This window comes from Bacteroides sp. GD17, from assembly GCF_038448625.1.
In the GTDB taxonomy this organism is placed as follows: Bacteria; Bacteroidota; Bacteroidia; order Bacteroidales; family Bacteroidaceae; genus Bacteroides.
In genome coordinates, this window is the sequence record NZ_JBCEZS010000006.1 from 131,304 (window position 1) to 150,049 (window position 18,746).

The 18,746-nt window shown below is 47.0% G+C and carries 15 protein-coding genes; 5 read left to right on the plus strand and 10 right to left on the minus strand.

Features of this window, described 5'->3' with window-relative positions:
* Positions 1-272 precede the first annotated feature (272 nt).
* From AAE250_RS11385 to AAE250_RS11395, 3 genes are all read right to left on the minus strand, one after another.
* Positions 273-2,147 (minus strand): hypothetical protein, encoded by a 1,875-nt coding sequence (locus AAE250_RS11385; RefSeq protein ID WP_342288910.1) that lies wholly within the window; start codon positions 2,145-2,147, stop codon positions 273-275.
* Positions 2,144-2,371 carry a hypothetical protein gene (locus AAE250_RS11390; RefSeq protein WP_342288911.1) on the minus strand — a complete coding sequence of 76 codons (228 nt, stop codon included), beginning with the start codon at positions 2,369-2,371 and terminating at the stop codon, positions 2,144-2,146. The genes AAE250_RS11385 and AAE250_RS11390 overlap by 4 nt, the downstream gene beginning before the upstream one ends.
* 303 nt (positions 2,372-2,674) lie before the next feature.
* A complete protein-coding gene (locus AAE250_RS11395) occupies positions 2,675-4,231 on the minus strand; it encodes an ATP-binding protein (RefSeq protein WP_294601235.1) in 1,557 nt (518 codons plus the stop codon).
* Between the two features lie 122 nt (positions 4,232-4,353).
* Here AAE250_RS11395 and AAE250_RS11400 point away from each other — a divergent pair, with 122 nt between their 5' ends.
* Both AAE250_RS11400 and AAE250_RS11405 read left to right on the plus strand, forming a co-directional pair.
* Entirely contained in the window at positions 4,354-7,608 is a 3,255-nt protein-coding gene (locus AAE250_RS11400; RefSeq protein ID WP_294601233.1) for a UvrD-helicase domain-containing protein, read from the plus strand.
* Positions 7,609-7,613: 5 nt separating this feature from the next.
* Positions 7,614-10,508, plus strand: coding sequence for a PD-(D/E)XK nuclease family protein (locus AAE250_RS11405; protein ID WP_294601231.1), 2,895 nt, complete (start codon positions 7,614-7,616; stop codon positions 10,506-10,508).
* Between the two features lie 95 nt (positions 10,509-10,603).
* On the opposite strand, the gene AAE250_RS11410 is transcribed toward AAE250_RS11405, so the two are convergent.
* From AAE250_RS11410 to AAE250_RS11430, 5 genes are all read right to left on the minus strand, one after another.
* Complete coding sequence (locus AAE250_RS11410; protein WP_294601229.1) at positions 10,604-11,731, minus strand: ATP-binding response regulator; 1,128 nt, start codon at positions 11,729-11,731, stop codon at positions 10,604-10,606.
* Positions 11,732-11,771: 40 nt separating this feature from the next.
* Positions 11,772-12,707 carry a UDP-glucuronic acid decarboxylase family protein gene (locus AAE250_RS11415; protein WP_294601227.1) on the minus strand — a complete coding sequence of 312 codons (936 nt, stop codon included), beginning with the start codon at positions 12,705-12,707 and terminating at the stop codon, positions 11,772-11,774.
* Between the two features lie 166 nt (positions 12,708-12,873).
* Positions 12,874-13,407: an IbrB-like domain-containing protein gene (locus AAE250_RS11420; protein WP_294601225.1), complete on the minus strand. Its 534-nt coding sequence runs from the start codon at positions 13,405-13,407 to the stop codon at positions 12,874-12,876.
* Complete coding sequence (locus AAE250_RS11425; protein ID WP_294601223.1) at positions 13,404-14,693, minus strand: DUF3440 domain-containing protein; 1,290 nt, start codon at positions 14,691-14,693, stop codon at positions 13,404-13,406. The genes AAE250_RS11420 and AAE250_RS11425 overlap by 4 nt, the downstream gene beginning before the upstream one ends.
* A gap of 6 nt (positions 14,694-14,699) precedes the next feature.
* The gene (locus tag AAE250_RS11430; protein ID WP_294601221.1) at positions 14,700-15,092 is read right to left on the minus strand and encodes a hypothetical protein; all 393 of its coding nucleotides are present in this window, start codon (positions 15,090-15,092) and stop codon (positions 14,700-14,702) included.
* Positions 15,093-15,284: 192 nt separating this feature from the next.
* Between AAE250_RS11430 and AAE250_RS11435 the strand changes: the two genes are divergently transcribed.
* Positions 15,285-15,836 (plus strand): chromate transporter, encoded by a 552-nt coding sequence (locus AAE250_RS11435; RefSeq protein ID WP_294601219.1) that lies wholly within the window; start codon positions 15,285-15,287, stop codon positions 15,834-15,836.
* Positions 15,833-16,357 carry a chromate transporter gene (locus AAE250_RS11440; protein ID WP_294601217.1) on the plus strand — a complete coding sequence of 175 codons (525 nt, stop codon included), beginning with the start codon at positions 15,833-15,835 and terminating at the stop codon, positions 16,355-16,357. Before AAE250_RS11435 ends, AAE250_RS11440 begins: the two co-directional genes overlap by 4 nt.
* A 7-nt stretch (positions 16,358-16,364) precedes the next feature.
* On the opposite strand, the gene AAE250_RS11445 is transcribed toward AAE250_RS11440, so the two are convergent.
* Positions 16,365-17,393 carry a TQO small subunit DoxD gene (locus AAE250_RS11445; protein WP_294601215.1) on the minus strand — a complete coding sequence of 343 codons (1,029 nt, stop codon included), beginning with the start codon at positions 17,391-17,393 and terminating at the stop codon, positions 16,365-16,367.
* A gap of 8 nt (positions 17,394-17,401) precedes the next feature.
* Positions 17,402-17,617: a DUF6132 family protein gene (locus AAE250_RS11450; protein ID WP_294601237.1), complete on the minus strand. Its 216-nt coding sequence runs from the start codon at positions 17,615-17,617 to the stop codon at positions 17,402-17,404.
* A 236-nt stretch (positions 17,618-17,853) separates the two neighbouring features.
* Here AAE250_RS11450 and AAE250_RS11455 point away from each other — a divergent pair, with 236 nt between their 5' ends.
* Positions 17,854-18,729 carry an AraC family transcriptional regulator gene (locus tag AAE250_RS11455; protein WP_294601213.1) on the plus strand — a complete coding sequence of 292 codons (876 nt, stop codon included), beginning with the start codon at positions 17,854-17,856 and terminating at the stop codon, positions 18,727-18,729.
* The last annotated feature ends 17 nt before the right edge of the window (positions 18,730-18,746 follow it).

Consider the following 18,746-nt stretch of genomic DNA (forward strand, 5'->3'; position numbering starts at 1 on the left):
TTAATTAAAATGAGTTATAAAAAGCCCCGCTCTCCCTCATCGGGTCAGGCGATGCTGACGGATGAGGAGAGCAGGGCGAGGAAGTTTTATATTTCAACCCCACTTCATGAGGTTTCGCGGGGTAAGATTTTCTCAAATAATTAAAATTATCAAGCGGAGACACANACGGACGGGGAGAGCAGGGCGGGGAAATTCTATGTTTTGACCCCGCAAAGCGGGGGGAAGGTTTTCTCAAATAATTGAAAGAGTTAAGCGGCGGCACAAGGCCGCCTTTATTCTGAGACGGGACGTACAGAACAGCCGCAGTAGCAATTAAAGCTGGTCTCGAGGGCGTCGCCAAAGTAGATGCACAAGCACTGCGAGATGTTCGAAGAGTTCCTAGCACCATTCCAGTAGTAGCCGTAGGCGCGATGGGTGATCACCCCCGTCCCTTCGCGATAACCCGCCGCGGGAAACGCGAGGGTATTAGTGATACTACTATTACTTATAGTATAAGTGTAAGACCGTATTTGAACTGTATTATCCCAAGAGCCGGAAGAAGCTAACAACCTGTACATGCTTTCCATTTCGATTCTGCCAAAAAGATGCCAACTACCGCCAAGCTGTGCACGAGCGATGTCGTAAGAGGCGTTACCGCAGATATTGGCAGCACCGGAGGGGCCATAATCACCATTGTTCTGACTCGTCTTCAACCCTGTAGCATCACCCCAACCAAACAGGTCCCACTGACTACCGATGGAACGGTTGGAGTAACTCTGATAGTCTGTAGTAGTAGTTTCACCCTTGGTTTCCGTATCAGTAGCGATATGGAAAGCAACATCGTTATCGCCACTGCCTGTCTTCGTGGCAATGAGATTACCCGTAGCCCAATAGAGGGGAGTGGCATCAGCATCGGTACTGCCATCTTCGTTGATGCCCACGTAGAGAGCGACAATCCAATCGTTCTTATAATAATTGTCACCGGCTTTATAATTGTTATCTTTCAGCAATATGCTGCCTGCATCCTTGTCGGGCAAGGTCAATACCTTGTTATTCACCTCGTCCGCAGTCAGCGTATGGAAGAACTTCACAACCTTGGGGATGCAGACCCAAATATCCTTGCCGATATATGCACTTAAATCAGCGAAAATGATAGCTGCACCATCAGCAACGATGGCACTGCCCAAAGTTATCTGTTCGGCAGGAGCATCGGCTTTCCAGGAGCCAATTTCCATAGTAAAGCCATTGTAGTAATTGGAGCCGGACGCAACCGTAGTCTGTACAGTGATGGGCTCTTTCCACTCCATTGTACCACTGCTACCGTCTATCTTGGTAGTATAGCGCAAGTTTTCGGTATAAGCCTTTCCATCAATGATGGTAGTTTCGGCATAATAAGTCTTATCACCTCTTAATATTACGCTGAACTTGCCGTTCGCCTTTACCGACATATCATCGGACATAAAGGCAAGATAGGCGGTAAGCTCTTGATTGCCGTCACTGAAGGTTACTACATTTCCTTCTGTAGGAAATGCCAACTCCAAGTTCTTAAAGCCATCCGCGGTTTCCACTGCCCACGTCAAGGTTTTCAGCGTGCCTACTTCTTTGGGTACATTGCTTAGTTCGAACTTCATGATACTGCTTTTCATGCCAAGCCTGATATTGCCTAAATCGGTTACACCGGTTGCTTGCAGGAAGATATTGTTGTGAAGATGGGCGGCGCTGTTGTTGCCGTCTTGATTTTGGGTGGAGAGGGCGGAAGTGGCGGCGCCTGTAGTCTCGTCCACGGTCACGGTAGAGGGGTAATAAACATTGTACTTGGTGGCATTGGCAATCTCGCTTCCGGTAAAAGAGCCTTTCGTGTCGCCTGCTTCGGAAGACAAAGTGTACTCCGCTTGTCCTTGATAGGAGCCGCTTTCATCGAAGCCTACTACGGTCAGTTTGTCTCCTTCTTCCCAAGTCAGGACACCTGCCGAGCCCACTTTGTTCTCATCGTAAGCTACGCGGGTAGTGGCATCGGTACTTGTAGCCACGGTAATGGTCATTTGTCGGTCCTTGCTACAGGAATCGGGAGTGGTGCCCGTCAGTTCATCGTCGGCAGCACAGCCTGAGGCAAGAGCTGCCAGTGCAAGCATCAGCACTGCACTTGTAAGTTTCAAGGGATTCATCATTGTTCTACGGTTAGAATGTCGTTTATCAAATCTTCAAGATCACTGCTACTTGCACCGCTGTAGGTGCGGGAAGAGCCACTGCGATAAGTGCTTGCACTGCTGTAACCGCTGCCGCTATCGCCCGGAGAGGGCAAGTTACCACTGGCAGCCATTACGCTGCCTTCGTTCTCTATCTGTATCACTTCAATACGGGGAGATACATACCGTTCCTTTTGTTTGTCCATATTTTACTGTTAATTAAATGGTTATGCTTGCAAAAAGCGTTCATTAAACGTTCGTTTTTTGAACGCTTAATGAACGCTTTTCGCATATATTGATAGCCTTTGCAGTTAAATACACTGACTAACAGTACAATAAAAGAAGAAAAAAAGTCATTGATATGTATGATTAACCGAGAAAAAACATTACCTTTGTGGGCGTTCAAAAAACGAACGTTTAATGAACGCTTTACCCCTCCTAATTGTCTTATTTTCCGACAATTACTACACTTTTTCTGTCCTAAGGTAATTTATTCACGATTCATACCGTCATTCACGCGTCTCTACAAGCCACCGCTCAATATTACGCGTCTCTGCACTGAAGTTAATACCAATCTTGAAGAGTTTTCGTTCGTCCGCTTCAAAAGGCTGCGCATAGTGCTTGTCATTGATTTGCTGCAATGCCTCTTCTGCCGTACCTTCCAGCTTGAACTCCATCACGTAGATGAATCGGTCGGTCTGCACAACAAGGTCTATGCGGCCTTCGCAGGTATGATATTCTGCCTTGGTGTAGAAGCCCACTAATTTAAAGACAATGAAAAGCACATTCTGATAATGAAGTTCCAAGTCGCGAATTAATTCGTATGGAGTATCGGCAAAGAAACTCTGCAAGCGTTTAAAGAACGCATCCGGCTCTCCGGCACGTATCTCACGGACAAACTTCTGTATCTCGAACGAGGCTTCGAATTTATTGAAACGGGTATAATAAGGAAGCAGGAACTTGACAAAACCTTCTTCGACCTCCCGATTAGGAAAACCAAGACGATAAAGCCCAAACTCCTGATCGTACCCCTTAATCGTAAGATAACCGCTTTGGAAGATAACCGGCAAAGGCTCTTCATCACCATAGATACTGTTCAGCACATCGGCGTATGTTTCGGCATGTGTCATGCTCTCTAAATCGTAATGACTGCGCTTCAGCAACTCTACCAAGTAGGTAGGAGTCCCCGTCTCGAACCAGTAGCTGCCGAACTTATAATATTTAAAAGTATTGAGCAGGCTGAAAGGATTGTAGATGCCTTCGGTATCTTCGGCAAAATGGTAGCCATCGTAACATTCCTTCAATTCGGCACATGCTTCTTCGTAAGTCATCTTACGGGCAGCAGCCAGTTCGTGAAGTTCTTCTTCAAGATTGTCGTGTATCTCTTGTTCGGTCACCCCACAAATGCTGACGTAGGGTTCGTGCATGGAGATATCGTCGAGATTGTTCAAGTCGCTGAATACGCTTACTTTACCAAACTTCGTAACTCCGGTAAGGAAGGCGAACTTGATGCACCCGTCCATCGTCTTCAGTGCTCCGTAGAAAGGCTTCAAGGTATTGCGGAATTCCGTTTGCAAAGCTTCGTTGCCGATGGCTTGCAGCATGGGCTTGTCATATTCGTCAATGAGTATGACAACACGCTGTCCCGTTCGCTCGTAAGCACGCTCTATGATTCCCGCAAAACGCAGTGAGAAAGAACGTTCTGATGGATTGGCTCCATAAAGTTCTTCCCACTTGGCCAGCGATCTCTCAAGAATATTGTTGAGGCTTTCTTCAGTATCATACTTCTCTATATTGAGATCAAGATGCAGGATGGGATGCTTTATCCATTCCTTTTCGAGCTTTTCCATCGCCAACCCTTCAAAGAGTTCCTTCTTTCCCTGGAAGTAGGCTTCGAGTGTAGAAATAAGCAAGCTCTTTCCGAAACGACGCGGACGGCTGAGAAAGTAATAACGTCCGGTGCTTATCAATTGATAAACCAACGCTGTTTTATCAATGTAAAAGTAATTGTCTTTACGAAGACTTTCGAAGTTCTGAATGCCGATAGGATAAATCTTATTGCTCATATACTTACCTTATTAATAATGTCCAACAAAGATAAGTATTTCTTTCAAGAAACCGCAGCAGCATTTAGTTTTCTCCCAATTTTTGCGTACGTTTGCAGATAAACTCATTGCAGCAAATCTACATGGAACTATTAGTATACAAAGCTTCCGCCGGCTCCGGAAAGACCTTTACGCTGGCGGTAGAATACATCAAGCACCTGATACTCAATCCCCGTGCCTACCGGCAGATACTCGCCGTAACCTTCACCAACAAGGCCACAGCCGAGATGAAGGAACGTATTCTGCAACAACTCTACGGCATCTGGCAGAGGGATCCGGCCTCCGAAGCCTACCTGACACGTATCAAGGAAGAGCTGGAGAGAATGAAAAGTGAAGGGAGACTCCCGGTAGGAGGTGAAGATGCAGAACTGCGCCAACGCGCCGGAATGGCATTGCAATACATGCTACACGACTATAGCCGCTTCCGGGTAGAAACCATCGACTCCTTCTTCCAGTCCGTGATGCGTAACCTTGCCCGCGAACTGGAACTAAGCCCCAACCTGAACATCGAACTGAACAACACCGAAGTACTGAGCGATGCCGTAGACAGCCTCATCGAGAAACTGACTCCTACCTCCCCCGTGCTGGCATGGTTGCTGGAGTACATCGACGAACGCATCCGCGACGACAAACGTTGGAACGTATCGAACGAAGTAAAAAGTTTCGGCCGCAACATCTTCGACGAAAGCTACATTGAGCGCGGCGAACCCCTGCGCCAATGCCTGCGCACCCCCGATACCCTGAAACTTTACCGGGATGTACTGCGCGAAATGGAAACCGAAGCCCTGGAACAGATGAAGGGCTTCTACGACCAATTCGAAGGCGAACTGGACGGACATGCCCTCGTCCCCGAAGACCTGAAAGGAGGCGCCCGAGGCATCGGCAGCTACTTCCGTAAGTTGCGCGACGGCAAGCTGACAGACAAAGATGTGATGACCGCCACCCTGCAGAACTGCCTGGCAGACGCCAAGAACTGGGCTACGAAAACGTCCCCACGCAAAGACGAGATTATCCGCCTGGCGGAGAGCAGCCTGATGCCTCTGCTGCAAGATGCCGAAAGACTGCGCCCACAGAAAAGCAGGACCATAAACAGTTGCCGCCTTTCCTTGCAGCACCTCAACAAGCTGCAACTCCTCAACCATATAGACGAAGAGGTACGCACCCTGAACCGCGAGCACAACCGCTTCCTGCTATCGGACACCAATGCTCTGCTGCACAAGCTGGTGCGCGAAGGCGACTCCTCGTTTGTCTTCGAAAAGATCGGTGCCAACATACGCAACGTGATGATTGACGAATTCCAGGACACCAGCCGCATGCAGTGGGACAACTTCCGCCTACTGCTGCTCGAAGGCCTTTCACAAGGAGCCGACAGCCTGATTGTAGGAGACGTGAAGCAGTCCATCTACCGCTGGCGCAACGGAGACTGGGGAATACTGAACAGCTTGGGTAATGAAGAATTATCCATTATCCACTCTCCATTAAACAACTTCCCCGTCCGTGTGGAAACGTTGAAAACCAACCGGAGAAGCGAGACAAACGTAATCCGCTTCAACAATCAGCTATTCGCCGCTGCGGTAGATTACCTCAACACCCTGCACCTGGATGAGCTGAAAGAAGACTGCATCCCTTTGAAGCGCGCCTATGCCGATGTTGCTCAGGAATCACCGAAAAGCGAAGAACGTGGTTACGTAAAAACCTCCTTCCTGGAGCCGGACGAAGAGCATAACTATACGGAGCAAACCCTTATCTCCCTGGGTGAAGAAGTTAAAAAACTATTGGAAGCGGGGATACAACTGAACGATATCACGATCCTTGTCCGCAAGAACAAGAACATTCCCCCCATAGCCGACTACTTCGACCAGGAACTGCACCTGCCCGTAGTCTCCGACGAAGCCTTCCGGCTGGATGCCTCCCTGGCCATCTGCATGCTGATAGATGCCTTGCGTTACCTGTCGAATCCGGAAAACAAGATCGCCCGCGCCTCGTTGGCGATGAGCCTTTCTGAAAGCCCGCTCCCCGGCAGTCCGCTTCCCGGCAGCCTGCTCCCCGAAGCCTTCACCGCCCGCATCGAAGAATTGCGTTTAATGCCCCTCTACGAACTGCTGGAAGAACTGTTCAGCCTCTTCGGCATGAGCTGCATCGAAAAGCAGGACGCCTACCTCTTCTCTTTCTTCGATGCAGTGACCGAATACCTGCAAAGCAACTCTTCCGAGTTGGACAGCTTTATCCGCTATTGGGACGAAACGCTGTGCAGCAAAACCATCCCCAGCGGAGAGATGGACGGCATCCGCATCCTTTCCATCCATAAATCCAAAGGTTTGGAATTCCACACCGTACTCATCCCCTTCTGCGACTGGAAGCTGGAGAACGAGACGAACAATCAGCTTGTGTGGTGCACCGCACCCGAAGCGCCTTACAACGCCATCAGCCTTGTCCCGGTAACCTACTCCGCCACAATGGCCGAATCCGTTTATCGTCAGGATTACCTCCACGAACGCCTGCAGCTGTGGGTTGATAATCTGAATCTGCTATACGTTGCCTTCACCCGTGCCGGAAAGAACCTGGTTCTTTGGAGCAAGAAAGACCAGAAGGGCACTATGTCCGAACTGCTTGCCAATACTCTGCCGCGCATAGCCGAAAACGGAACGGGCAGTTGGGACGAAGAAGCCTCGGTCTACGAAAGTGGAGAGCTTTGCCCCTCCGCCGTCGAGCCATCCTCTCCCGTCATTCAGAGCGAAGCGAAGAATCCCCTCCCCTCTGCCCCCCTCAACAAGCTATCGCAGAAACCCGTAAAACTCCCCATCCACATGGAGAGCATGCTCCACGACATCGAATTCCGCCAATCCAACCGCTCGGCCGACTTCATCGCCGGAGTGGATGAATCGGAATCCAGCCAGCGCTTCATCAACCGCGGACGCCTGCTACATACCCTGTTTTCTGCCATCGAAACCGAAAATGATATAGAAGACGCCATCAGCCAACTTGTATTCGAAGGAGTCATCGGCCGTACCGAAACCGAAGAAGAAATACGCACGCTGACCCGTCGCGCCTTCTCCCTGCCCCAAGTCAAGGAGTGGTATTCGGGAGAGTGGCAACTGTTCAACGAATGCGACATCATCTGGCAGGAAAACGGAGAACTCCGCACCCGACGTCCAGACCGCGTAATGATGCGCGACGGAGAAATCGTAGTCGTGGATTTCAAATTCGGTAAGCCAAATAAGAAATACAATAAACAGGTGCAGGGCTACGTGCAGCTGCTTGTCCGCATGGGCTATGCTGCCGAAAGCATCAAAGGTTATCTGTGGTATGTAGAAGAAGAAATAATAGAGAAAGTATAAGCATTATGGAAACATTCCTCCAACTGGTCGCCCGCGACCTTTATTCTAAAATAGGCAGCGACCTCTCGCGCACTGCCATCGTTTTCCCCAATAAACGCGCCAGCCTGTTCTTCAACGAATACCTGGCCGCGCAGTCCGACCGCCCGCTGTGGTCGCCCGCCTACGTCAGCATCAGCGAACTCTTCCGCCAGCTGTCCCCCTTGAAGCTGGGCGACCCCATCCGCCTGGTGTGCGAACTCTACAAAGTATTCCGCGAAGCGACCCGCAGCGAGGAGACGCTGGACGACTTCTACTTCTGGGGCGAACTGCTCATCAGCGACTTCGACGACGTGGACAAGAACCTGGTGGATGCCGACCGCCTCTTCACCAACCTGCAGGACTTGAAGAACCTGATGGACGACTACGACTTCCTGGACCGCGAGCAGGAAGAAGCCATCCAGCAATTCTTCCAGAACTTCTCCATCGAACGGCGTACGGAGCTGAAAACGAAGTTCATCTCCCTCTGGGACAAGCTGGGAGACATCTACCGTCGCTACCGCACCCGCCTCACCGAACTCGGCATTGCCTACGAGGGCATGATGTATCGCAACGTCATGGAACAACTCAGGACGGACCACCTGCGCTACGACCGCTATGTATTCGTGGGCTTCAACGTGCTGAACCGGGTGGAGACCCGCTTCTTCCAACTCCTGCAGGATGCCGGAAAAGCGATGTTTTACTGGGATTACGACATCTTCTACACCCGTCTGCCCCGCCAGCAGCAGCCTCCCTACACCCACGAAGCAGGAGAGTTCATCCTCCGCAACCTCAAGGTCTTCCCCAACCAGTTGCCGGAAACAGCATTCGACGTGTTGCGCCGTCCCAAGAGCGTGCGGTTCATCTCCGCCTCTACCGAAAATGCACAGGCACGCTATCTGCCCCAATGGGTACGCACCGTCATGAAAGGCGGCACGGACGCCTGCACGGAAAAGGAGAATGCCGTCGTCCTCTGCAACGAAACCCTATTGCTCCCCGTTCTGCACTCCATCCCTTCCGAAGTGAAGAACGTCAACATCACTATGGGTTTCCCACTGGCACAGACCCCTGTGTACAGTTTTATCAGCGCACTGGTGGAACTGCAAACTACCGGTTATCGGACCGACACCGGACGATACTCGTACGCCTCCGTCCTGGCAGTGCTCAAGCACCCCTACACCCGCCGGCTCTCCCCCGCCGCCGAGACGTTGGAACATCAGCTAACCGAAGATAACCGCTTCTACCCCCTCCCCTCGGAGCTGAAGCAAGACGGCTTTCTGGAACAGGTATTCACCCCGCAGAATGGTATCGCCGCCCTCTGCCGCTACCTCACCGAGCTGCTTCGCGAAGTCTCCGCCATCTACCGCCAAGAGAAAGATGCGGAAGACATCTTCAACCAACTATACCGCGAATCTTTGTTCAAAAGCTACACCCTCATCAACCGCCTGGTCAACCTGATTGAAACCGGCGAACTGAGCAGCCTGAAAACAGACACCCTGAAACGTCTGCTGAACCGGCTGCTGACCTCTGCCAACATCCCTTTCCATGGCGAACCCGCCATCGGCATGCAAGTCATGGGCGTACTGGAAACGCGTAACCTCGACTTCCGCAACCTCATCATGCTCTCCCTCAACGAAGGGCAGCTGCCCAAAGCAGGCGGTGAATCGTCTTTCATCCCCTACAACTTGCGACGGGCTTTCGGCATGACTACCATCGAACACAAGAATGCCGTCTATGCCTACTACTTCTACCGCCTCATCCAGCGTGCCGAAAACGTCACCTTATTATATAACACTGCTTCCGATGGGCTGAACCGTGGAGAGATGTCCCGCTTCATGCTGCAATTTCTGGTGGAGTCGCCGCACGATATTTCACGCGAGTATCTGGAAGCCGGACAGTCGCCCCAGCAAAGCCGGGAGATCAAGATCACCAAAACACCGGAGATACTGGAACAGATGTACCATGCCTACGACATCCGGCGCCGCCCCCGCGCCTTCTTCTCCCCGTCGGCCCTCAATGCCTATCTGGACTGTCGGCTGAAGTTCTATTACCGCTACGTCGCCGGACTGAAAGCTCCCGATGAAGTGAGTGCAGAGATAGACTCCGCCTTGTTCGGAACCATCTTCCACCGCTCCGCCGAGTTAGTGTACAACGATCTCACCGCCAACGGCAAAGAAATACGCAAGGAAGATCTGGAACTACTGCTGAAGAATGACATCAAGCTTCAGAACTACGTAGACAGCGCATTCAAAGAGAAGTTCTTCCACGTGCCGCAAACGGAGCAGCCGGAATACAACGGTACGCAGCTCATCCACTCCAAAGTCATCACCTCCTACCTGCGCCAGCTGTTGCGCAACGATCTGCAATATGCCCCCTTCTGCATGGAAGGCATGGAGCAAGACGTCAGGGAAGTGATGGAGATAGATACTCCGCAAGGAAAACTCCCCCTGCAAATAGGTGGTACCATCGACCGCTTGGACAGTAAAGGAGACACCCTGCGCATCGTGGACTATAAAACCGGAGGTACCCCCAAGACGCCCGAAGATATAGAACAACTGTTCACTCCTGCCGACAACCGTCCTAACTATATCTTCCAAACATTCCTATATGCAGCCATCATGTGTCGCCAGCAGTCGTTGAAGGTAGCCCCCGCCCTGCTCTACATACACCGGGCAGCTTCCGAAAGCTATTCTCCGGTCATTGAGATGGGACCGGCCCGCCAGGCTAAAATGCCCGTCAACAACTTCACTTTCTATGAAGACGAGTTCCGCGAACGGCTACAAGGGCTTCTGCAGGAAATTTACAACCCGGAAGAGACTTTCAGCCAAACAGAAGATACGAAGAAGTGTGAGTACTGTGACTTCCGAAGCCTGTGTAAACGATAAACACTTTCCCAACTTTAAAATAACAAAAAAGGCAGAAAGTCGTCGACTTTCTGCCTTTATATTAATGGGAAAAATCCTATCTTATAGATTTCGTATTATTTCTTCAGCGGAATTGAGAAACCGAATATGGACCCCTCACCTTCCGTGGAAGTGAACCACAACTCTCCGCCGTTCTTTGTTACAAAGTCTTTGCATAACAGCAGACCGAGTCCTGAACCTTCTTCATTGTTCGTACCGAATGTACTGAAGTGGGTATCTGTATGCAACAGTTTCTTCTGCCCTTCTTCACTGATACCACAGCCATGGTCCTGAACGCTGACAACTGCCATTCCATCTACTTCCTCCATCTTAATCAGCACTTCGGAATTCTCTTTGCTGAACTTGATAGCATTGCTCAACAAGTTGCGAACTACCGTTTTCAGCATATCAATATCAGCATTAACAAGCATCTTCTCCGGTTTCACGACACGGATTGTAATCTTTTTCAGGCTTGCCACCATATTGAATATCTCAGTCACACTGTCGGCTACTTCTACCACATCCACATCCTGATAAACCACGTTCAGTTTACCGATCTGGCTCTTTGTCCACTTCAGCAGATTGTCCAACAGAGAGAATACATCTTCCGTTGTCTGATTGGCCATCGTCAGCAACTCATACATTTCACTGCCAATCTTCTCAACCGGCAGGTTTAATATCAACATATTGAGCACCATCTTGATAGAACCCATCGGAGAACGCAAGTCATGAGCGATAACCGAATACAATTTGTCACGACCGGCAATGGTACGTCTCAGTTCTTCTGTTTTACTCAAAATAAGACGTTTAGCAGCTACCAGAGAAATCTGGTGGGTGACGCGGATAATCAACTCTTCCTTGTTGAAGGGTTTGGAGATAAAGTCGTTTGCACCTACCTGGAAGCCTTTCACAATATCTGCCGTGCTGTTCAATGCCGTCAGAAAGATGATTGGAATCTCAGCAGTCTCCGGATTCGACTTCAAATGTTGAGCCACTTCAAAACCACTCATGTCCGGCATCATGACATCCAGCAGAATCAAATCTGGATTTTCTTTGTTAACCTGCTCCAAGGCCTGCCGTCCGTTACTTGCCGTAGCGATTGCAAATTTCTCGTTTGTCAAGAGTACCTTCAACAATAAAACGTTTGACATCACATCGTCAACGATGAGAATCTTGTACTCAGAAGGATTTATTTCCATGTTCATCTTTCTATATTGTTTTTCCCGTTATCAAATTTCTATTTAGTTAGGAACGATATTCCTTAAAATACTCTATCATATGTTTCAGCCCCTCTTCCAGTTCGATGGTGGGCGCCCATCCCAATTTTGTCTTCGCCAGTGTAATATCCGGCTGACGTTGTCTGGGGTCATCGTGCGGCAAAGGTTTGAAAACCAGTTTCGATTTAGAGTTCGTCAGTTTGATGACCTTTTCAGCCAATTCCAAAATGGAGAACTCATTCGGATTTCCCAGATTTATCGGACCTATAAAATCATCTTCGGTATCCATCATGCGCACCATACCTTCTATAAAATCGTCTATATACTGGAAACTACGGGTCTGATTGCCAGTACCGTAGATTGTTATATCATGGTTCTGCAAAGCCTGAACTACAAAGTTTGAGACTACCCGCCCGTCATTCGGCAACATCCGGGGACCATACGTATTGAAAATGCGTATAATCTTGATCCGCACCCCATTCTGGCGATGATAATCCATAAACAAAGTCTCAGCACACCGCTTACCTTCATCATAACAAGAACGACTGCCTATCGGGTTCACATTTCCCCAATAGCTTTCTACTTGGGGATGAACGACAGGATCACCATATACTTCACTGGTAGAAGCCTGCAATATTTTAGCATTCGTCTTCTTTGCCAGCCCCAGCATGTTAATAGCACCCAATACGGAGGTTTTTATCGTCTTAATAGCATCATATTGATAATGGATAGGAGAAGCAGGGCAGGCCAAATTATAAATCTCATCTACTTGTGCTTCATAGGGTTGTTCGACATCGTGCAACACGAATTCAAAACGAGGATTACTTTTCAAGTGAGCAATATTCCTTTCCGAACCGGTGAAAAGATTGTCCAGACAAATCACCTGATGCCCGTCATTTATCAGCCGTGTACAAAGATGAGAGCCTATAAAACCGGCACCTCCGCTAACCAAAATTTTCTTCATGCAATCTTTTTTATAAAGTCTTAAGACAGAAAAATCTGCCTCCTTCTTTTTTATGCTGCACAAATGTAGGCGATTTGACCAAATTATGCAAGTTTGCAATGAAATATTTCACATGTTAATGAATATAAAAGGGGCGGATTGAAATATCCACCCCTAAAAAGCCGCTTTATTTATCGGCAACATACTCCTCTTTCTTATCCGGAATGCTAAAATCTTTGTTCGCAAACAAATCCGCCAAACCGGAAATTTGTTTCAGACGCAACACTTCGTCACGGTCCATACCGATATTCTTCATAATCCATTCGTCGGACATGCCGGCCCTGTCCAACTCCGCCACAATCTGGCACATCAACTCGATATTATGTGTACCACGGGCACGATTATGCCGGATAGTGGAAGCCATACGGTTGGATAACTCCTTATCAATTACCACTACAGGAAGCAGTCCGTTTTCACGTTGATAGATCCTTTTGGATGTCTTCAATACCTGGTAGCGGTGAAAACCATCCACCAGGATATATTGATCCGTTTCTCCATCATAGTAGCATACACATGGCATGGTGAAGCCATCTTCCCAGATGGATAGTTCCAAAAGTTTCATCTCGGGCGGAGCCACTACATTCGGATTATAATCGTTTGCATGAATCTTCTCCACCGGAATTGCTTTCACATTATATACAGGGCTCTTATCTACACTCATAACATCATATTTTTGAATTGTTCCATTATTTTGTCTCGCTTATATATTTCTTCTTTATTCAGGGCAAAACCCATATACTTACAGGCATGATCATTCTTAAGAATACAGATGCACATCCGCTTGTACGTAGGGATTTCCCTGAATTCTGCAATATCTATATCATCCAGATAATCCATGCGCACCGGCTTCTTATTGGTTTTATAGTTCGTGCTATTCAGCACTTCAATGGAAATACCCGCCTTTTGTAATTTCTGGATGGTCTCATCGCTAAGGCATCCCCCCTTCGTACGCCAAAACTCAATACTCACAGTCAACTTCTTCAGATAATTCCTCCGAGTATCTTCGGGCAGAGTAGACAACAGGAACTGCATAAAACTTTTCCAGGTATATCCTTCGGGCAAGCGTACATTTTGCCATCCCATGGCACGTGTACCTCCATATATACCGGTGAAATTCACACCATTGACGCGCCCTATCATCCTTCCCCAAGTATTGGGGTCAATGGCACGATATAACCGGAGACTCTCCTGAGCCTCACAGAGGAACGGGCTCGCCACCCGCTGGCGTTCGATATTGACACCGGCTTTGTAGTATAAATCGTATAAATGGTTATAGTCGAAACCAAACTTCCCGTTGGCAGTCCATATATCCGTCGTTTTCCAGTCATAAATAGGATAAGCATTGTAGATATCATTGCCAATTTTTGAAGTCCATCGGTAGTTATGATACATCTGGTACTTCCGGTTGAGGTGAATACTACGCCAACGATTAAAACTTTCCTGCGTACGTATACCTATAAGAAAGCAGGAACGCACACCATCCTTCTTTTGATGTAGCCATTTGGCAAAATGCATCTGAAACTCATAGTCCCACATTTCCTCAGTATAGAAAGGAAAAGTTTCCTTGGTCAGGCACTCCTTTGGCATTTCCCTTACCCAGATATCTTTCAAATCATCCTGCCACGGACGCCAGTAGCTTTGATACATCGACGTGCAGGTAGTCACACGGAAAGGTACACAGACACGGTATACATCCAGAATATCTCTATTTGCTTCCAGTATGCGGTCTACATAATCTATAGTCACACTATACTGTATTTCATAATCCATGTGAAATACGCACAACTTACGGTTCAGATTGTGCTGACGAATATAGTCTATACATAAATTCAGCAACACGCCACTATCTTTTCCTCCTGAGAAGGAAACACATATCGTATCGAATTCTTTAAAAAGAATATCGAGACGCTCTTGTGCCAAGTCATACACATTTTTGGGTGCAGTCATAGTCAATCAGTCTTTCTTCATTTTTACATAACGGGTCCATACCTTTTCTACCGAAAATTTCTGTTCCTTGAAAACGTCCTTGTCTTCAACGAAACTGATAGCCGTCAAATTGACGCCCTTATCCAAGGTATCAATCACCTTTTCCAATAGCAATTTCAAGGTATCAACATTCTTTTTTTTGACATAATAGTTATTAATAACATACTCCGATTTCTTTCGTTCCACCGGAATAAAACCAACAACATGTCTATTATCCAGAGCAATGAACCATACATAATCCTCCGAAGTACGGAAAGGATAATTATAATTCTGCTTCAGCACTTCCGGGCTCATCACTAAAGGAGCTACAAGCTGATATAACCGCTTGTCTGTTCCTTGTAATTGTATTATCTGTATCATGTTAATATATGTACTTTTGTAATTAGGAGTTAAATATAAAGGTTTATTAGGTCTAAATATTCACCTTTTAAATAGATTTAAGAATAAAGCGGTCAAATATAAAATATTAATAAATAAATATCACCCCTCCAGCTTGTATATGTTGATAATATTGGGTTACTTTGCGATAGAAAGTAACCCGAAGAAAAAATAATGAAATACTTGCTGCTATTTTTGACATTTGCCAAGATAGGAATGTTTACTATCGGTGGTGGATATGCTATGATACCTCTCATAGAGCGGGAAATTGTAAAAAAGAAATGGATGAGTAAAGAAGATTTTATGGAGATGTTCGCACTGACCCAATCCTTGCCCGGTGTTTTTGCGGTAAACATATCCATTTTCGTAGGTTATAAGTTGCACAAGGTGAAAGGCAGCTTGGTATGTGCACTTGCCACGATTCTCCCCTCTTTCGTTATTATGATGCTGATTGCCATGTTCTTTGCCCATTTCCAGAACAATCAGGCAATGATACGTATCTTCAACGGCATCCGTCCGGCAGTGGTAGCCTTGATTGTTATCCCTTGCATATCGGCAGCACGGGCTTTGAAATTGAAATACTGGCAATTGGTGTTGCCTGCCATTGCCACGGTGCTCATCTGGCAATGCGGGCTGTCGCCCGTTTACATTGTCCTGGCAGGCATTGCAGGAGGAATGGTCTACACATTATGGTTAAAAGATAAACTGAAAAAATTACAAGCATGATTTACTGGCAATTGATTTTAGTATATCTGAAAATCGGAGTTTTCGGTTTTGGAGGCGGATACGCCATGTTATCCCTTATTCAATACGAAGTAGTCGACCACTACCATTGGCTCACTTTGCAACAGTTCACCGACGTTGTGGCCATTTCGCAAATGACACCCGGACCGATAGGAATCAACAGCGCAACCTATGTAGGTTATACAGTTACACAAAGCGTATGGGGAGCGATTGCAGCCACGGTTGCAGTCTGTTTGCCTTCATTTATATTAGTATTGCTGATTTCCTATTTCTTCGCGAAGTGTAAGGATAATAAATACATCAAGGCAGCAATGTCCGGTTTGCTGCCTATGTCTGTTTCATTGATAGCTGCTGCTGCGTTGCTGTTGATGAACAAGGAAAACTTCATTGATTATAAAAGCATCCTGATCTTCGCAGCAGCTTTCGGTGTCACATGGAAATGGAATCTGCACCCTATTCTACTGATAATATTAGCAGGAGTTGCAGGCTACCTTTTATATTAGATTCACTTTATTTGGTTATCTCCGCTTCCCAGGTTTGTCCACTGATATCTGTCAGCACCAACTTATAAACTTCTCCGGAAAGGTTTGCTAAAGCACTGCTTGCAATGTCAAGAGTTGCCTTGGCACCCAACGGAATAACCAAGCTATGCTTTCCGGACTTAACTTTGGCTATATACTTATTATGGATATTCTCGGCAGGGAAATGGGACAGATCATCCATACCCAGATTTATAATCTCATTGCCTTCGGCATCTTGCAACGCAATGCCTATCAAGAAGGAACCATAGACGTCGATGCCTTCTACCCGGGACAAAGTAAACTGAAGCTCACCACTCTGCAAATTTGCATCTACAATTTCTATTTTGGGTTTAACCGATTTATTATGCAATTTCCCCCATACCCCACCATGAAAAACCTGATTGGTAAATAAGGTAAGGAAAAGAATGGCAACACTTCCCACAGCCGCTACTTTCTTCAAAGTATTGTCTTTTATAGCCAATTCACCGGAAGCGATCCACGGATACCATTTACGTTTATTGAACCAAGGCGTTTTCGACATCCAAATACGGTCGAGTGAATAATATCCGCCTCCGGCAAGAAATACAGTAAAACCTGCGGCAACACCCAGCACACTAATCTGCCATTCATCCAGACAAGTAGAACCTATCCAACCCGAGCCAAGCAGAATACCACCTGCCAAGCCAATCACTCCTATACTTGCCAGCCGGGTGAAATACCCCAGCATGAACAACAACCCTACTATACCTTCAATAATAGTAAAAGCTACCATCGACCACCACAGTACATCCGGTGTCGTCACCAAATACTCGATAAGAGGTTTAATGCCCAAAGCATTCGGCAGAAAATGATTGAATTTCTCTCCAATATAACCCGGTGCATCTTCTACTAATTTATTTTCCAATACAAGGCGACGCCAGAACGCCGAAAAGTATGTCCAACCGACTACCAGACGGAGGGCAAGTGCAAACATCCCCGAAAGATTGAATACACGTTTTGTTGCTGCATTTTGTTCCATTATTAGTCTTATTGATTGTTTTCCATTCGTGATTGAGGCTGTAAGATATTTCCTAATAATCCCCCCATAACGGCTCCCCACAAAGTGCTATTGACAGGAGAAGAAGTAATAGGACAACTACCGGTAGTACAACCTACATATCTCCAATATAAATAACCTGCTACTGCGCCGACTACTACGCCCAATAATACGGGCCAATGTTTTCTGAAAAAGACTTTCACCATATTCGTTTCCATTTTTATTCAGTTTAATTGTTATTACTCCGATAAAACAATGCAAACGTATTAATTTATTTCCAATGGAAAATAATTCCCTATTAAACAAAGTATAAATACAACATTAATTCACACTACACGACCTTGAAAGCCATATTTTAACAGATACATCTCTATTTTTAAATTTGTCAGCCAATAGTATTTTAGTATCTTTGCCGCAGTCTTCCCTATTTTTTGGACAGAAAATGAAAAGCACTATCCCCCAATATACCTTCTATAAGACGAAGTACGGAAGCGAACTTCTGATTGATGTAGTAGAACTTAGCTACACCAGAAAATTCCTGACCGAAAGTAGTATACATACTTTGACCTACTACGACATCACCTTCATCACCGAGGGAAAAGGCACTTTCTCCATTGATAACCAGACGCAGGAAGCCGTTCCCGGCGATGTATTCTTCACGAAACCGGGAGAGATACGTAACTGGGACACCGCACATATATCCAATGGTTACGCCTTGATTTTCGAAGACGAATTCCTGTCATCCTTCTTCAAGGACCCGCTGTTTGTGCAACATCTGCCTTATTTCAATATAGGGAAAACAGCCCATAAACTACATCTGCCCGATACTCTGTACCCACGGATGCTCCAGCTTCTATGCGAGATTAAAACAGAAATCGACACATACCGTCAGAATGATGTGCACGTACTACGGGCATTGCTTTACGAAGCCCTCATGTTACTCAACCGTGCTTATCTTCACGCAGCAACGCCCCAAAAAACAGACAGAGAAACAGGTAACAATCATCTGAACAGATTTATCCAGTTAGTCAATGCACACCTCAAGGAGCATCACTCCGTCCAATATTATGCCGACAAACTCTGCATCACCCCCAACTACCTGAACGAAATTGTCAATTCATCCCTGAATATGAATGCCAAGCAATACATCCGGAACAAAGTGATGGACGAAGCCAAGCGTCTGCTTGCCTATACGGACCTCCCAATTTCAGAAATAGCTTTTGAGCTCAATTTCTCAACCGTCTCGTATTTTGTACGCAGTTTCCGGCAATATACCCGGGAGACACCCCTTTCCTACCGGCAGGTACATAAGCCATAGAACAAGTAGACGAACCG

Bases quoted from the DNA above. Each gene is read 5' to 3' on its own strand.
- AAE250_RS11385 (WP_342288910.1), bottom strand. From the start codon at position 2,147: ATGATGAATCCCTTGAAACTTACAAGTGCAGTGCTGATGCTTGCACTG.
- AAE250_RS11390 (WP_342288911.1), bottom strand. From the start codon at position 2,371: ATGGACAAACAAAAGGAACGGTATGTATCTCCCCGTATTGAAGTGATA.
- AAE250_RS11395 (WP_294601235.1), bottom strand. From the start codon at position 4,231: ATGAGCAATAAGATTTATCCTATCGGCATTCAGAACTTCGAAAGTCTT.
- AAE250_RS11400 (WP_294601233.1), top strand. From the start codon at position 4,354: ATGGAACTATTAGTATACAAAGCTTCCGCCGGCTCCGGAAAGACCTTT.
- AAE250_RS11405 (WP_294601231.1), top strand. From the start codon at position 7,614: ATGGAAACATTCCTCCAACTGGTCGCCCGCGACCTTTATTCTAAAATA.
- AAE250_RS11410 (WP_294601229.1), bottom strand. From the start codon at position 11,731: ATGAACATGGAAATAAATCCTTCTGAGTACAAGATTCTCATCGTTGAC.
- AAE250_RS11415 (WP_294601227.1), bottom strand. From the start codon at position 12,707: ATGAAGAAAATTTTGGTTAGCGGAGGTGCCGGTTTTATAGGCTCTCAT.
- AAE250_RS11420 (WP_294601225.1), bottom strand. From the start codon at position 13,407: ATGAGTGTAGATAAGAGCCCTGTATATAATGTGAAAGCAATTCCGGTG.
- AAE250_RS11425 (WP_294601223.1), bottom strand. From the start codon at position 14,693: ATGACTGCACCCAAAAATGTGTATGACTTGGCACAAGAGCGTCTCGAT.
- AAE250_RS11430 (WP_294601221.1), bottom strand. From the start codon at position 15,092: ATGATACAGATAATACAATTACAAGGAACAGACAAGCGGTTATATCAG.
- AAE250_RS11435 (WP_294601219.1), top strand. From the start codon at position 15,285: ATGAAATACTTGCTGCTATTTTTGACATTTGCCAAGATAGGAATGTTT.
- AAE250_RS11440 (WP_294601217.1), top strand. From the start codon at position 15,833: ATGATTTACTGGCAATTGATTTTAGTATATCTGAAAATCGGAGTTTTC.
- AAE250_RS11445 (WP_294601215.1), bottom strand. From the start codon at position 17,393: ATGGAACAAAATGCAGCAACAAAACGTGTATTCAATCTTTCGGGGATG.
- AAE250_RS11450 (WP_294601237.1), bottom strand. From the start codon at position 17,617: ATGGTGAAAGTCTTTTTCAGAAAACATTGGCCCGTATTATTGGGCGTA.
- AAE250_RS11455 (WP_294601213.1), top strand. From the start codon at position 17,854: ATGAAAAGCACTATCCCCCAATATACCTTCTATAAGACGAAGTACGGA.